This window comes from Candidatus Eisenbacteria bacterium, from assembly GCA_018831195.1.
Taxonomy (GTDB): domain Bacteria; phylum Eisenbacteria; class RBG-16-71-46; order CAIMUX01; family JAHJDP01; genus JAHJDP01.
This window is the reverse complement of record JAHJDP010000084.1, coordinates 63526-78175: the sequence shown is the minus strand read 5'-3', so window position 1 is coordinate 78175 and position 14650 is coordinate 63526. Positions and strand designations below refer to the sequence as shown.

The 14650-nt window shown below is 55.8% G+C and carries 9 protein-coding genes; 5 read left to right on the top strand and 4 right to left on the bottom strand.

Annotated elements, in window-relative coordinates:
* Positions 1-167: 167 nt before the first annotated feature.
* The 5 genes from KJ970_14190 to KJ970_14170 all read left to right on the top strand — a co-directional run bounded on the left by KJ970_14190 (position 168) and on the right by KJ970_14170 (position 7930).
* On the top strand, positions 168-1961 hold the full coding sequence (locus KJ970_14190) for a hypothetical protein (protein MBU2692066.1): 1794 nt from the start codon (positions 168-170) through the stop codon (positions 1959-1961).
* A 67-nt stretch (positions 1962-2028) separates the two neighbouring features.
* Positions 2029-3231 (top strand): MFS transporter, encoded by a 1203-nt coding sequence (locus KJ970_14185; GenBank protein MBU2692065.1) that lies wholly within the window; start codon positions 2029-2031, stop codon positions 3229-3231.
* A gap of 58 nt (positions 3232-3289) precedes the next feature.
* The gene (locus KJ970_14180) at positions 3290-5206 is read left to right on the top strand and encodes a glutamate synthase (GenBank protein MBU2692064.1); all 1917 of its coding nucleotides are present in this window, start codon (positions 3290-3292) and stop codon (positions 5204-5206) included.
* A complete protein-coding gene (locus KJ970_14175) occupies positions 5196-6365 on the top strand; it encodes a knotted carbamoyltransferase YgeW (GenBank protein ID MBU2692063.1) in 1170 nt (389 codons plus the stop codon). Before KJ970_14180 ends, KJ970_14175 begins: the two co-directional genes overlap by 11 nt.
* A gap of 14 nt (positions 6366-6379) precedes the next feature.
* Positions 6380-7930, top strand: coding sequence for a peptidase dimerization domain-containing protein (locus KJ970_14170; protein ID MBU2692062.1), 1551 nt, complete (start codon positions 6380-6382; stop codon positions 7928-7930).
* On the opposite strand, the gene KJ970_14165 is transcribed toward KJ970_14170, so the two are convergent.
* Genes KJ970_14165 through xdh form a run of 4 tightly spaced genes read right to left on the bottom strand, consistent with a single transcriptional unit; the run spans position 7906 to position 14650 of the window.
* The gene (locus tag KJ970_14165; protein MBU2692061.1) at positions 7906-9378 is read right to left on the bottom strand and encodes a PLP-dependent lyase/thiolase; all 1473 of its coding nucleotides are present in this window, start codon (positions 9376-9378) and stop codon (positions 7906-7908) included. The genes KJ970_14170 and KJ970_14165 overlap by 25 nt on opposite strands.
* Positions 9375-10892 carry a pyridoxal-5'-phosphate-dependent protein subunit beta gene (locus tag KJ970_14160; GenBank protein MBU2692060.1) on the bottom strand — a complete coding sequence of 506 codons (1518 nt, stop codon included), beginning with the start codon at positions 10890-10892 and terminating at the stop codon, positions 9375-9377. The genes KJ970_14165 and KJ970_14160 overlap by 4 nt, the downstream gene beginning before the upstream one ends.
* 60 nt (positions 10893-10952) lie before the next feature.
* Positions 10953-12029 (bottom strand): amidohydrolase family protein, encoded by a 1077-nt coding sequence (locus KJ970_14155; protein MBU2692059.1) that lies wholly within the window; start codon positions 12027-12029, stop codon positions 10953-10955.
* Positions 12026-14650, bottom strand: a complete 2625-nt coding sequence (gene xdh, locus KJ970_14150; protein ID MBU2692058.1) for a selenium-dependent xanthine dehydrogenase — start codon at positions 14648-14650, stop codon at positions 12026-12028. The genes KJ970_14155 and xdh overlap by 4 nt, the downstream gene beginning before the upstream one ends.

Below are 14650 nucleotides of genomic sequence, written 5' to 3'. Positions count from 1 at the left end.
GGGAGTCTTGATGGTCTAACCTTCTTTGAAAAAATAAGATGCTTTAACGGAATAGATGCAAGTATCTAAAGTTGCCACCATTATTTTTTCTAGTAACTTATTGTAAGACAAGATATTACAGGAATACTAGATTCGTTTTTAGGTTTTCAAGGAGAGTCCGGTTGAGCATGCCCCAGCCCCAGCAACCCTTGTTGCTCAATGCCCAGGCGACCCTTCAATGGCGGGCCGACAAAGAACTCCGCGACCGCTCTTTCGCAGGATTTATTCTCTATATTTCCTTCCTATTCCTCATCCCCTTCGCCACCCCTTTCATGCATGATCACCCCACCATGATGGGGCTTCTGATCGCCACGACCTGTCTCACTGTGGCTTTCCGCCTTGGTGTCACCCTCTGGTTTCGACGACTCTACCCCGCCAATCCCGAGTTATGGCGAAGGCTCTTTTCCACCGGCGTCTATCTTTCTTGTATCGTGTGGGGACTCTTCGGAGGTTTCGCCACCTACATATACAAAATCTCCTGGACCACGACCTTCGTTGTCATCATTTCGACGGGCATGTGCGCCGGTGCATCCGTCTCCCTGTCGCCAAGTCTCAGATTGATTCGCGCCTTTTTAATTATTTATCTGGCGCCCTTGGCCGTTGTTTGTTTTCTGACAATGGAAAATGAAGGGATTGCAATTTTTTTCTGTGTTATTCTTTATTCTTCTTTTCTCCTTTACCAGACGACAAAGCAAAATGCAGAATACTGGCGGTCCTTGAAGGCAAATGTCATGTTGAAGATAAAAACACAGGAATTGGAGAGGGCAAAGTCAAATGCGGAAGAGGCGAGTCTCGCAAAAAGCCAATTCCTGGCCAATATGAGTCATGAAATCCGGACACCAATGAACGGCATTATGGGGATGACGGACCTCGCTTTGACGACTGAACTGACCGAAGAGCAATATGAATACTTAAAGCTTGTGAAAGCCTCCGCTTCCAGCCTCCTCAGCATCATCAATGATATCCTCGATCTTTCGAAGATCGAGGTCGGGAAGTTTCAACTGGATTCCAAGGTATTCGACCTTGAAGATTGCATCATGGAAAGGGCGCGATCCCTATCCATCAATGCACACCAAAAGGGCCTGGAACTCATCATCGAAATCCATGCCGATGGACCCTCTCGCATTGTCGGCGATCCTATCCGGATCGGTCAGATTTTTACAAACTTATTGGGGAATGCAATAAAGTTCACTGAAAAAGGCGAGATACTCGTCCGGCTTCATTCCAAAGCTTTGCCCAATGGACATGTCCACAACCACATCGAGGTCATCGATTCGGGGATTGGAATTCCTCAGGAACTCCAACAAATAATTTTCTCCGCCTTCTCGCAGGCGGATGGATCCATATCCAGAAAATTCGGTGGAACGGGGCTCGGCTTAACAATTTCAACAGAGCTCACAGCCCTGATGGGCGGGGAAATCCGGGTTGACAGCGAACCCGGCCTGGGTAGTACATTCCATCTCTTTTTTGATCTTCCCGCCGACAAGCATGCACCGGCGACATCGCACGCCGGATCAAAGAACTGTCTTGCCGGAGGTTCTGTTTTGATTGTCGATGATAACCAAACGACCCTTCGTGTCCTTTCCCAGCTCACAAAAAATTGGGGAATGAAAACGGTTACCGCAACCAACGCCGACGAGGCCGTTCAAGTTCTGATGGAGGCAAAACGTGAGGGGGCGCCCTTTGAGGGGCTCATCCTGGATGATCAAATCATGTGGGATCAGAGCATTTCACTGCCCGACTTCATCCTTGGACGAATGTTGCACTCAGGTCTTTCCATCCTCCTCTCTTCCTCATCGCTAAGGCGGCCGGGAAGCAGAGCGCTGAACCGGACCGGAAGTTATGTTCACATGACAAAACCCGTTCAGCAGCATGAATTACTAAGCACTTTCCTTGAATTCCGCGAGAAAATGGCCGCCTAAATGCCTGTTTGGACCGTTGCCGGCGATCGCGCTGGAGATTGAGACCGTCCAGGGGTAAACTCCGGTCATGGCGGTTGAATCCAAGACCCAGAATGATCGCTTTGATTCAGGCGGTGTATTGGCGATCAGCGCCGGTCATGCACTGCATGACACCTATACCGCTTTTCTCCCACCACTGCTCCCTGCATTCATCCAAAAATTCGCCCTCTCAAGAACGGAAGCCGGCTTGCTGTCGGTCTTTATTCAAGGCGCATCACTGTTGCAGCCCTTTATCGGGCATCTGGCCGATCGTGTCAGTCTTCGCTATTTCGTCATTCTGACTCCCGCTCTATCCGCCATCCTGATGAGCCTGCTCGGCATTGCCCCAGGGTACGGCTGGCTGGCCCTTCTCCTTCTCCTCGCAGGGATCAGCTCCGCCGGCCTTCACGCCGTCGGTCCCGTCCTCGCGGGTCATCTCTCTGGATCCAATTTGGGCCGCGGGATGGGATTTTGGATGGTCGGTGGGGAACTCGGCCGAACCTTGGGACCCATCATCATTGTCAGCGCCGTCGGTGTTCTCTCCCTTAATGGAACACCCTGGTTGATGACCGGCGGCCTGGCGATATCGATACTGCTCTTTTACAAATTGCGGCGTATCCCTGAACGCCCGGCCGCGGCGCGAGAGGGACGCCCCTGGAGGCAGACACTTGTCTCAATGAGGGCATTTCTGCTTCCGCTTTCGGCGATTGTCTTCACCCGCGCTTTCGCCCTGGTAGCACTCACAATTTATCTTCCCACCTTTCTCATTGACCAAGGGAGCGATCTCTGGACGGCGGGGGCATCCCTTTCGATACTGGAGGGCGCCGGTGTCGCAGGCGCCCTGCTCGGTGGGACTTTGAGCGATCGGATAGGGCGCCGGGCCATCCTCTTTCTTTCCTTGGGGGCCACACCTCCCCTGATGATGCTCTTCCTCTTCAGCGGCGGATGGCTTCGCCTGCTGAGCCTTGTGCTGATGGGCTTCACGGCCCTTTCAACGACGCCCGTCATTATGGCGATGGTACAAGAACAGAATCCTGAGAACCGCGCCTTGGCAAACGGCATCTACATGGCCATGAGTTTCAGCCTTCGCGCGTTGGTGGTCATCATCTATGGCGGCCTGGGTGATTCCTTCGGCATGCGAACAGCCTTTACAATCAGCGCCGTCATGCCCCTGATCGGATGTCCCTTTATCATGCGTCTTCCGCTTAACGGACCCTCCGCGTCGAAAAGCAGCGTCCTCCACCGCTCCTAAATTCCGGAATCGGACTTTATCCTCCCCATTTTTCCGTAATTCTGGCAATATACGGATCATGGCGATGCTGAAACCTTATCCATTTGAAGCCCTCGTATCCCGCATCTTTCGAGAATGCGAACGGGATCAAGCTGTTTTTGGCCTGCCGCTGCGAAAGGCCTTACAAAGTCATCCGCGGATGGATCTTTCCATTTCCTACTTCGGACGCAGGGCGACCAGCCCGCTGGGACCCGCCGCAGGGCCGCATACGCAGATGGCGCAGAATATCGTTCTTGCCTGGCTCGCCGGTGCGGGGATCTTGGAGCTTAAAACGATCCAGGTTATGGATCGATTGGAGCTGTCCCGTCCCTGCATCGACATGCGGACTGTCGGATTCAATACCGAGTGGTCACAGGAGCTGAGTCTCGACGAATCGCTCGATGAGTATATCAAAGGATACATGCTCATTGAGATGCTGAGACAGAGCGCTCCCTGGAGCCAGGATCCGAACCGCGGGCCGGTGCTCTACGATCTGAGCGTCGGATATGATCTCGCGGGCATCAGCGGTGGAAAGGTCCGGAATTTCATTGATGGAATGTTAAACACAAAAACGCGGGCGGATTATTTCCGCCGGTCCATTCCGGCGGAATTCAGACATCATGCCGAACTCGATGTCCCGGATCGGCTTGCCGATTCCGTGACCCTCAGCACCTTTCACGGGTGCCCGCCCGATGAGATCGAAAGCATCATCGACTTTCTTTTTAGGGAGTACCGGCTGAATTGCGTTATCAAGTTCAACCCCACTCTTCTCGGCAAACGCGAAACCCGGGAGTTGATCAATAACCAACTCGGATATGAGCGCATCATCATACGGGATGAGGCTTTTGACGACGATCTCTCCTGGGACCGCGCTATCAACTTGGTGGAACGGCTGGGAAGGACGGCCGACGAACTGGGGCTTCAACTCGGTGTAAAATTCACAAATACACTCATCGTTAAAAACACCGGCACATCTCTTCCGGAAAGCGAAGAGACCGCCTATCTTTCCGGCCCCCCGCTGCACCCGCTGGCCATGCGGCTGATCTCCCGCTTCAGAAAAATATTTCGAGACCGCTTCCCTATCTCTTTATCCGCGGGAATCGACCGGAAAAATTTCCCCGATGCCGTCGCGCTCGGACTGAAGCCGATTACAGCTTGCACCGATCTTTTAAAACCCGGAGGTTATTCGCGGTTTCCGCTCTATTACGGGGAACTGTACCGCCGGATGGAGGCCGTGGGCGCGACGACAGTGGATGAATTTAAAAAAAAGGCTTATGCTCCGGAGGGATCTTCGGGGGACGTTTCAGCGAATACGGAATATTATTTAAAGCAGGTTGCGGCCGACTCCCGCTATTCACACACACGCAACAACAAGCCGCCTCGCAAAATTCAACGCAAATTGGAACTCTTTGATTGCTTGACGTGTGATATTTGTCTCGCCGTCTGTCCCAACAACGCTTTGTTTGCTTTTGCCGACGGCGAAACCGAAGTCCCCAGCGCCGGGATTGGATCCCTGGCCGAAAAGCATCAAATCGGTCTTTTCGGCGATTTCTGCAATCAATGCGGAAATTGCGATGTCTTTTGCCCGGAGGACGGCGGCCCGCAATTCATGAAACCGGCATTCTACGGGAGTGAAACGTCTTGGAGAGAATCCCGGCACGCCAGCGCGTTTTATCTTGCCGGCGGATCGGCGACAACGACCGTTCTCGGCCGCATCGCGGGCCGTGAATACCGATTGGAAAAAACCGGCGACAGGGTCTCTTTCTCTGGAACAGGTTTCAATATTCGCTTTCAGGCGTCGCATCCCCAAGGCACAATCTCAGGAAACGTTCCCGAGAAATTGGACCTTAGGCCCTATTTCATTATGGATTTTTTCCGCCGGGTTCTACTGGAAACAGGTCGGATCAATTACATAAACACCCTTGTTCACATCAAGGAGTCTAAAGATGGATTATGATTATTTACTGAAAAAAATCGACCAACTCGATGAAAAGATCCTCTCGCGCCTGGCCCATCGCAGCATGCTCCTCACGCAGGATTGGACCACTGGCGAGATAAAAACACTCTGTCAGCTGATCGAGTTCTTCGAAGAAGCCGACCGCGAGGGATGTTCTTTTCCGCTCTTCCCTGACGAACTCGCCTATGCCCTTTTCTTTGACGGCTCCACGCGCACAAAGTCAAGTTGGGCGGGGGCCGCGGCGCGGCTTGGAGCTCATCCGGTCATCGTGGATGGTTCCACGACCCAGGTCGCGCATGGAGAAACGGCGGAAGAGACGGGCGCCATGCTCGGAATGAACGCCCACGCCATGGGCATCCGCCATGATTTGATTCTCGGCGAGGGCAACCGGTTCATGCGGGATGCCAAGAAAGGAATCGATGACTATCTCAAATCGGTGGGCAGCCAGCGGGCTGTGCCGATCGTAAATCTCCAGTGTGATATCGATCACCCGACGCAGACGCTGGCCGATCTTTGCTGGCTCCGGGAAAAGTTTCCAAAGGGACTCTCGGGGAGAACGATCGCCGTCAGCTGGGCTTATTCTCCCAGTTACGCCAAGCCCCTTTCTGTGCCTCAGGGTTTGATTACTTTATTAACCCGGTTCGGTATGAATGTCCGGCTGGCTCACCCAGAGGGTTACGGATTGATGCCGGAATGCCTCGACACCGCGCAAAGCAATGCCAAGGCGGCCGGTGGCAGTTTTGTACAATCGAACGTCATGGACGAAGTTTTTAGCGAGGCCGATATTGTTTATCCAAAAAGTTGGGGGCCTTATGACCTGATGCTGGAACGGGTCGAGGCCAACCGCCGAAAAGATCATGAAGGGCTGCGGCGGATCGAAGCGGCGGCGCTGGAGAGGAACGCCCTTCACACCGATTGGATTTGCGATGAGCGGCGGATGAAATCCACCGCAAAGGGCGGTGCCCTCTACATGCATTGCCTGCCTGCAGATATTGGAGCTGAAGTGAGCCGGGGCGTATTGGAGCGCTTTCGGTTTGACCTTGCCCGCGAGGCGAATAAAAAGGTCTATGCTATTATGGCTTTGCTTGCCGCGGCCAAGGAGCCGGATCTGAAGGAATTGCTTACTGAATACCTTGCCGCACTATCCAGCGACATTTAACAAGGGGTACAGAGATGGATGGTAAAATTATTGAATTGGCGGAGCGGTATAAATCTCTGGCCGTCGAGATACTCCAGGAGGCCATCCGTATCCCCGACGACTATATCAATCGGCCCATCGCTGAGGGTGGTGATCCTGAATGTGGACTTTCTAATCATGAGGGGCCGCGGTTGGAGTATTTTCGGAGGCGTATTCTCGAGATCGGCGCCGTCCGGAGCCCCGCCGATGTCGGCAGCGACGCTTTCGGCAATCTCTGGTGGAGAGTCCATGATCCATCCGACGGCATTCCGGAAGATGAAAAAACCATCATCTATATGGACGGGCATACCGACACCGTTCAGGCATTGAGACAGCGGTGGCATGAATCTCTGGGCGGCGGCTTGGATCCCTATCTTGGACTCACAAATATATCTCAGGTTGACTGGGCGGTGCTCTCGCAGGAATTGGGCTATCTACCGCCGGAAGAGGAACGTTCACATTTAATCTGGGGCAGGGGCGCCGCTGATCAGTTGGGCGGCGTGGTCTGCCAAATCATCGCGGCAAAGATTCTCCGGGAACTTCGTTCCGAGGGAACCCTGCGTGGTGTCATCATCCAATCCTATGGAACCGTGTCCGAAGAAGATAATGACGGCGGCGGACCGATCTATATCCTCCACAATGAGGTACCCCTCAAAGAGACTTCAGGTATGGGTTCGGGCCGGATACCCGACGTGGTTCTGCTGACCGAAGGAACGGGGTGTGCGAAAAAGGGGGCCCTGGGACTTTACCGGGGACAACGGGGACGGATGCAGATCGAGGTCGAGATCACGGGAAGGTCATGCCATGGATCGATGCCATGGGAAGGGCGCAATCCTCTTGAATACGGCGCCGCGATTATCGCGGAGGCGGCGGACCGGCATGCGCGCGGCGAGGGATTCGGTGACGATCCTTTCCTGGGACGCGGGACCCGGACAGCCAGTGATGCCGTCCTGCAAACACCCAGCGATTGCGCTGTTCCCGAACGTTTCACATTCCGTTTTGACCGCCGTTTGACGGCGGGAGAAGATCCCATCGAGGCTCTGGCTGATGTAAAATCAATGTCGACCGTGAGGAGAGCCATCGAGGCGGGGCTCCACCTTCATATTCACGCACCGATATACTGCGAACCAACCTGGCGAGGATATGCGCCCAATAATCCTCAAATTTATCCCGGCTGGGCGACCCCGGAGAATCATCTTGTTGTAAAAACAGCGGTGGAAACCTATGAAAAGGTCGCGTCGCCCCTCGTTCACCCATTCGGTGAAACCGGATTATTCCGCAAAAAGGCCCGTGTGGATCGCTGGGTTTTTTCAACGGACGGCGTCGGCTATTGCATCCCGGTCAGTGATTACAGCTTCTCTCTGCCGCCGGGAAAAGGCTGGGTCACCTCCGGCAGTTATCATCACCCCGCCATGATCGGTATCGGCCCGGGCATTGAACAAAACACACATAAGATCGGGGAATGCGTCGATTCAAGAGAACTGGCCCCCGTCATCGCTTTTCTCGCCCGCTTCCCGAGCCTCTACCGCGGGGCGCTGGGGTCTTGACGATCGAGCCCGGTGAAGAGAAGGGCGACGGTTTCACCCGCCGCCGTTTCTTTGGACCGGAGCAGCCGGATATAGCCGGCCAAACCCGCTATCCCGGTATAGCCGGCCGGAATTCCAGTGGCGCGATGAGCGACGGCCTGCGCTTTCGTGAGATCGCTCTCGGAAACCACAACCGGATACCCGCCTGTCAGCAGCATCCCCCGAATCACAGCCATCCAGTCATAGGTTTCATCGTCCAGAATCCCCTCGGCCAGGCTTTTGGGCGTTACCGGCCAGGGGAACATGAATTTTGAGCGATGCGTGACGGCGTAGTAAAGAGCTTCATCCAAAACCACCTCGGGAACCCGCTCCCGGATCAATGCCGTTCGCTCATAGTTGCCCCGCGGGATGGCAAAGGATTCACCCGATTCTCTGCGGTAGCGCTCCAAGATATTTTTTGTTAAACCTTGAAAAGCACGTTGCAGTGGATAGGCGCCGCGGGTCTGAACGGTATGGATAATGGGAAGACTCCTGATAAGACCGATCTCTCTGGCTTCCCGGAAGGCCTGAATACAGGAGGCCGCCAAGGCTCCGCCCCCAACTTGAATGATCAAGCGGTCCAAACGTTTCTTCTTTTGAATCAGCGTTGAGATCATCTCCCATCCAAGTGTTTCACCCCCTTCGATCGCCAGGCCGTTTTCGCTTCCCTGCACGGTGAAGGGTAACGCGCCGCGGGAAAGCGACCGATGAAACTCCCTGATACAGGGGTCGCCCGCCTCATTCTTCCGCCGCCGGCAGATCGTGCATTGTGCGCCGAGCTCTTTAAGGAGTTGAATCGTCGAGCGCTTTGCTGATGCGGGAACATATACATTGAGGGGATACCCGGCGGCGGCGGCGACAACCGCCGCGGCCAATGCGGCATTCCCGCAACTGGCGATCGAAAGGGTCGGCCGGATGCCGGGCTTCACCATGGCAATCCCAAGTTTGCGGACGATCTCCAGCCAGATCATCAATCCCATGAGATGCCGGGCTTTATGCGAACCGGAGACATTGCCGGTCTCATCTTTGATCCAGACGGCGGCGCCGGGTGGACAATTCAGACGCACCGCCAGCTCCGTATGCTCAAGCAAGGGCGTCGCTTCGAACCCCCGTCCATCGGCCTTCGAAACCGCCGAATCGAGTTTCTTTACAATGCCGACATACTCCGCATCCTTCAGTCCTCCGGCGCGGGCGGCATGATAGGAATGAAAAAGCTTCCGGTATTTAACAAAAGGATTCGCCTCCGGATGAGTGAAGATCGCTTTCCATTCCTTCTTCGTTGCGATCTCATCCGTGCTCAGCACGCGGGTCAGTACATGATCGATATCATCGGATCCATCTTGTTGGGGGCATCGAAAGGGATATGGGCTTCCGGGTGGGAGTTCATATCCACATCCGGCGCAGATCATTGTGGATACGGGTAGCGTCACACTTTGCTCTCCGCGCCGGTGGATTTTCTCAGCCCCGTTTTCGAGTTGAATTCCGCGATCATCTCGTCCCATACCGGGATAAGTTCCCGCAGACCGGTCCAGAAATGATTTTCTCTCCGCGCGGTGAATTCCTCGATTGTCACTCCCTGCTGCTCAACCCAGGTATAATATCCCAGATTAAAGATCCGCTGCCGGTCGAGATGGGAAAGCTCCAGTAGGTGATCCGTTGTAATACCCATGAGATCCCGACCGAAAACCTCCGCTGCATCAAGATCCGAAAATCCCGTCGAGTACGTTTCTTTGAGAACCTTGTCCCGCTCTGTTCTGTATAATTCGGCGCCATCAGTCGCCACCGTCATAATGACATCATCGGGTCCCATATCGTAATGCTTGGCGATTTTCACAGCGGCCATGATATTGCATATACTCGAGAGGCCGAATCGCCCCAGAGCCTCCACAACCGACCATGGGATTTCCTTCCGCTCGACGAGGTAGTCGCGCCCCGTCTTTGTATTGAAAAGGACGTTCAACGCATCGGTGCTGACCTCTGAAACAGCCATGGCAAGATCGGTCTTCATCACATTATGAATAAATGGAATATGCTTATCGCCGATTCCCTGAATATTGTGTTCCCCAAAACCATTATACAATATTGTAGGACATTCCAGCGCCTCGACGACCGCCGTGAGACTGCCGAACTTCTCCTTTAAGTAATCTCCCGCGGCCAGCGTCCCCGCGGATCCCGACGAGGCGACAAAGGCCCGCAGACGCGATCCGGGGCGCGTCCCGGCCGCCGTCTCATAAACGGATTCCATGGCCCGGCCGGTGCAGAGGTAGTGCGAAAGGCTGTTTCCAAACTCGCAAAACTGGTTAAATATTATATTTTGCGCGTCGGCATCCAGCTCATTGCATTTATCGTATATCTCCTTAACATTACTTTCCGATCCCGGAGTCTTGATGATATCTTCAGGCTCCATGACCCAATTTTCGAGCCACTGGAACCTCTCGCGACTCATCCCCGCGGGGAGGACCGCCACCCCGCGGCATCCCATGATCTTTGAGATGGCGACGCCCCCGCGGCAGTAATTTCCCGTTGACGGCCATACGGCTCGATGTGTGATCGGGTCAAATTGTCCCGTGATGATCCGCGGCGCCAAACAACCGTACGCCGCAAGAACCTTGTGCGTTTGGATCATCGGAAAGAGGTCCCCGAAGAGAACGATAATTCGAGCGGAAACCCCGGTGAGTGATTTCGGCAGCACGATATGATCCGGGATCTTCTGCGTGCCCCGCCCCCCCGCCTCGTTGAACCAATGTACACGGAAAAGATTCAATGACGCGGCGGCGCCGGGATCCACATCCACGAGGGCCTGAGTGATCGATTGCGGGATTTGGGATGGATCGGCCAGCTCCGCAAAAGAGGGGAGGATTATCCCCGCATCTTTAAAGCGTTTAACACTGTTCTTATAGACATTATTATCGACAACATGCGTTTCCAATCCAAGTTTGGGCATCGTTTCCTCTCAGGTTAGATCATCAGGCGCACGACCAGATTTTAAAATCCTATCGATATCCTACAGAAAATCCATTCTATCCCACAGCCGTTCCGCTTCTTGGCGGGCGTGGAATTGAATCTCCTCCCAATCCGCTGTATGCAGCCGGCCACATTCGATAACCGCACGGTTATCGACAAAGAGGCTCATGACGCGGCCTTCCTCATGGTAGACCGCATCTTTCATTTCCACGTCAGGATCATCGAAGCGCTCGGCGGTCAATCTATACCCCCCGGCCAAACGTTCTTCCAGTAATTCCCGGGCCTCATGCGGAAGCCCCGTTTCAAAGAGGGCTTCTTCCTCCTCATCCATCCGGGCGGGATAACCATCGGTCCCCAAGGCGGTCCGATCGCTGTTCCCAAGCGCCTTGGGGTAACCAACCCGGTTCCCACGATTCGAGCGCGGGTTTTGTACAATCCAACAGCCATGCTCTTGCGTTCGGCGGACCTGCGCCGCGGTCAGATGAACGCCGTGGGCGAGAATCGATCCCTTGGGCAAGGCGCCAAGCTGGATCAACCTTTCCAGTGGACCCTCGTACCCCCGCGACCGGGCATCCTCAACATCCGCTCTATCTTCGGCCAGATGGATATGCAGGACCGTTCCCAAATCACGGCACAAATCGCCCGCCTCCCGGATCGTTTCGTCGGAAACGGTGAAGGAGGCATGCAGGCCGACGACACCCCGGACCAAGGGCCGATTGTTTTCTTTGATAAAGCGGCGGGATTCTTCCAAGCCGCGCCGGGCTTCAGTCCTTCCGCCGTTGCGTTCCGTAGCCCCATAGCAGAGAACCGCTCTCATGCCCAGCATCTGGCAGGTATCCGCCAGCAGATCGAGGGAGCCCTCAATCAGATTCGGGGATTCATGGTGATCTATCAATGTCGACGTGCCGGCATACAGGGCATCGGCGACATAATAGCGCGCCGCAGCGAGTAGGCCCCTTTCATCGAGCGCGCCATCAAGCTTCCACCAAACGTGTTCGAGAATCTCAAGAAAGTTTTCGGGTTCCTTTTTCGGCGGCGGCATTCCCAATGAAGCCAACCCGCTGTAGAGGTGGGTGTGGGCGTTGACCCGCCCCGGCTTTCTCGCGGGGGAACTCATGACGAGCGGCCCCGCCGGGCGCGGATCCGGCCGACACTCATGGCGTGGGCCGCCGGCGAATCCTTCATCGGAAGACGGGTCCGGCGGATCCCATCATAAGCTTCCAGGGCCCCGGCCACGGCCGCCGCCGTCGGAACGAGGCCGATTTCCCCCACTCCCTTGGCGCCGAAAGGCCCCTCGGGTTCGTGCTCCTCAATTAGGATCACCTTGATTTCGGGCATATCCTTCGCCCGCAGCACGCCCAGCTCCCGTAATGTGAAAGTCGCCGGCATCCCATCGGGACAGGGCAATTCCTCCGTCAGGGCGTATCCGAGCCCCATGTGGATCGCTCCCTGAATCTGCCCCTCGCACAGAGCCGGATTGATCACCCGGCCCACATCATGCGCCGCTACCATCCGCTTCACTCGCCCCGTTTCATCAAGGATGCAAAGCTGCGTCGCATAACCGTAGGCCGTATGCGTTTTGATCTTGGGGACCGGCGCTCCCAGCGCTGTCGTATCATCGACAAGGACATCGGCCGCATAGACACGGCCGGTCAGAAGACTCAATGATCCCTCCCGGTCGAGATCCTTCTTCAACTTTTCAGCCGCGCTCTTGACGGCCCGGCCGCCGAAGAGGGTCGCCCGCGAACCGGTCGTCTGGCCGCATCCCAGCGCATAGGTCGTATCGACTCTTGGACGGAATCGCGCGGCGGGAAGTCCGGTTACCTCGACGGCGCATTGGATAAGAACGGTCAGCAAGCCCTGGCCCATTTCAGTGTATCCATTGTATAAGGTAATCGTACCATCCTTCTCGACAACAAGGCGGGCCTTCCCCCATTCCAAAACGCCGTTCCCAATCCCGCTGTTCTTGATCCCACAGGCAATACCCACCGCGCGGCCCTGTGCCCGGGCCTCATCGTAATCGCCTTTCACGGCTGTCAGTGTTTTCTTCACCCCCACCGATGCCTCAAGGATCTGGCCGGTAGAGAGCATATCTCCAACTTCGACGGCGTTCCGCCAGCGCATGTCCCAAGGATCGATCCCTGTTTTGCTGCACAACTGGTCAATGCACCCCTCCATCGCAAAATGGGCCTGGTTGGCGCCGAAACCGCGCATGGCCCCTGAGGGCGGATTGTTTGTACAAACGGCCGTCGCTTCCAAATCGACCGCAGGCACGCGATACGGACCGCAGGCATGGCCGGCGGCGCGCTCTAAAACCTTGTCTCCGACAGAGGCATAGGCGCCGGTGTCGCCGACGATTTTCGCCTTCAAAGCGGTGAAATGACCTTCGTTATCGCATCCCAATGTATAATGCAGCGTCAGTGGATGCCTTTTGGGATGGATACGGATTGATTCCTCGCGGCTGAGCGCCAGCATGACCGGTTTTTGGGTCATCCAGGCCAGCAGGGCGGCATGGGTCTGAATCGAGATATCCTCTTTCCCGCCGAAAGCGCCGCCATTGGGAACCAACTCGACAAACACATCATCCTCAGGAATGTTCAAAAAGCCGGCGACCTGGCGGCGGTCGTCGAAAATCCCCTGGCCCTGCGTATAGAGCGTCAGTTTGCCGCCGGGTCGAACCTCGGCCAGGGCGCACTCGGTCTCCAGAAAGAGATGTTCAATTCTCTGTGTTTCCCAAGTTCCGCAGGCAACATGAGCTGATGCCTTCAGCGCCTCTTCCACATTCCCGCGTTTGATTTCAGTGCGGGAAAGGATATTCGCATGTCGCGGATTGACCCGATGGCATTCATCCCGCATGGCGGATATGGGGTCCAGCACCGGTTCCAACACTTCATATTCGACCGCAATCAAGTCACGCGCTTCGCGGGCGGTTGCTTCATCAATCGCGGCGACCGCGGCCAGAATATCCCCCACGCAGCGGACCTCTTCGCCGATGGAGACAAAACCGGGCCAATCATTATGGATGAGGCCGTACCACCGTTCTCCCGGCACATCGGCGGCCGTGATCACAGCTTTCACACCGGGAAGAGCTTCGGCGCGCGAGGTCTCGATCTTCAACACCTTCGCCCGGGCGTGGGGGGATAGCAGAACGGCTCCGTGCAACATACCGGGTTTGTGCAGATCGGCGACATAGGGACGCTGCCCCAGCACCAGATCCTCCCCACGGTAGCGGGCCAGAGGATCACCCACGCGGCCGTCGGCGCATGGTTCGGGCAAAAACTCCTCCCGTCGCGCCCGGGCCATAAGCTCCACGGCGTCGATGATTTTTGTATAACCAGTGCACCGGCAGAGGTGTCCGTCAAGCGCCAGAGCGATTTCCGCCCGCGTGGGATTCGGATTCTTGTCGATGAGAACCTTGGCGCGAAGGGCGATTCCGGGAATACAGAAGCCACACTGAAGCCCGGCCGCCGCGACAAAGGACCGGGCGATCCAGCGGCGCTCCTCTTCGGGGAGTCCTTCGAGAGTGAGGATCTCTTTCCCTTGAATCCGTTCTGTCGGCAGAGCGCAGGTCGTCCGCGGGTGTCCATTGATCAGCACGAGACAGCATCCGCATTGGCCCTGAGGGCTGCAACCGTCTTTGATCGACCGGATGCCGCACCGGTTTCGCAGAGTATCGAGAAGAGTTTCTCCAGGCCGCGTCGTGACCCGTTGAACGGCGCCGTTGAGGAGAAACTCTAT

Coding starts and splice junctions, on each gene's coding strand:
- KJ970_14190 (MBU2692066.1), top strand. CDS start 168: ATGCCCCAGCCCCAGCAACCCTTGTTGCTCAATGCCCAGGCGACCCTT.
- KJ970_14185 (MBU2692065.1), top strand. CDS start 2,029: ATGGCGGTTGAATCCAAGACCCAGAATGATCGCTTTGATTCAGGCGGT.
- KJ970_14180 (MBU2692064.1), top strand. CDS start 3,290: ATGGCGATGCTGAAACCTTATCCATTTGAAGCCCTCGTATCCCGCATC.
- KJ970_14175 (MBU2692063.1), top strand. CDS start 5,196: ATGGATTATGATTATTTACTGAAAAAAATCGACCAACTCGATGAAAAG.
- KJ970_14170 (MBU2692062.1), top strand. CDS start 6,380: ATGGATGGTAAAATTATTGAATTGGCGGAGCGGTATAAATCTCTGGCC.
- KJ970_14160 (MBU2692060.1), bottom strand. CDS start 10,892: ATGCCCAAACTTGGATTGGAAACGCATGTTGTCGATAATAATGTCTAT.
- KJ970_14155 (MBU2692059.1), bottom strand. CDS start 12,029: ATGAGTTCCCCCGCGAGAAAGCCGGGGCGGGTCAACGCCCACACCCAC.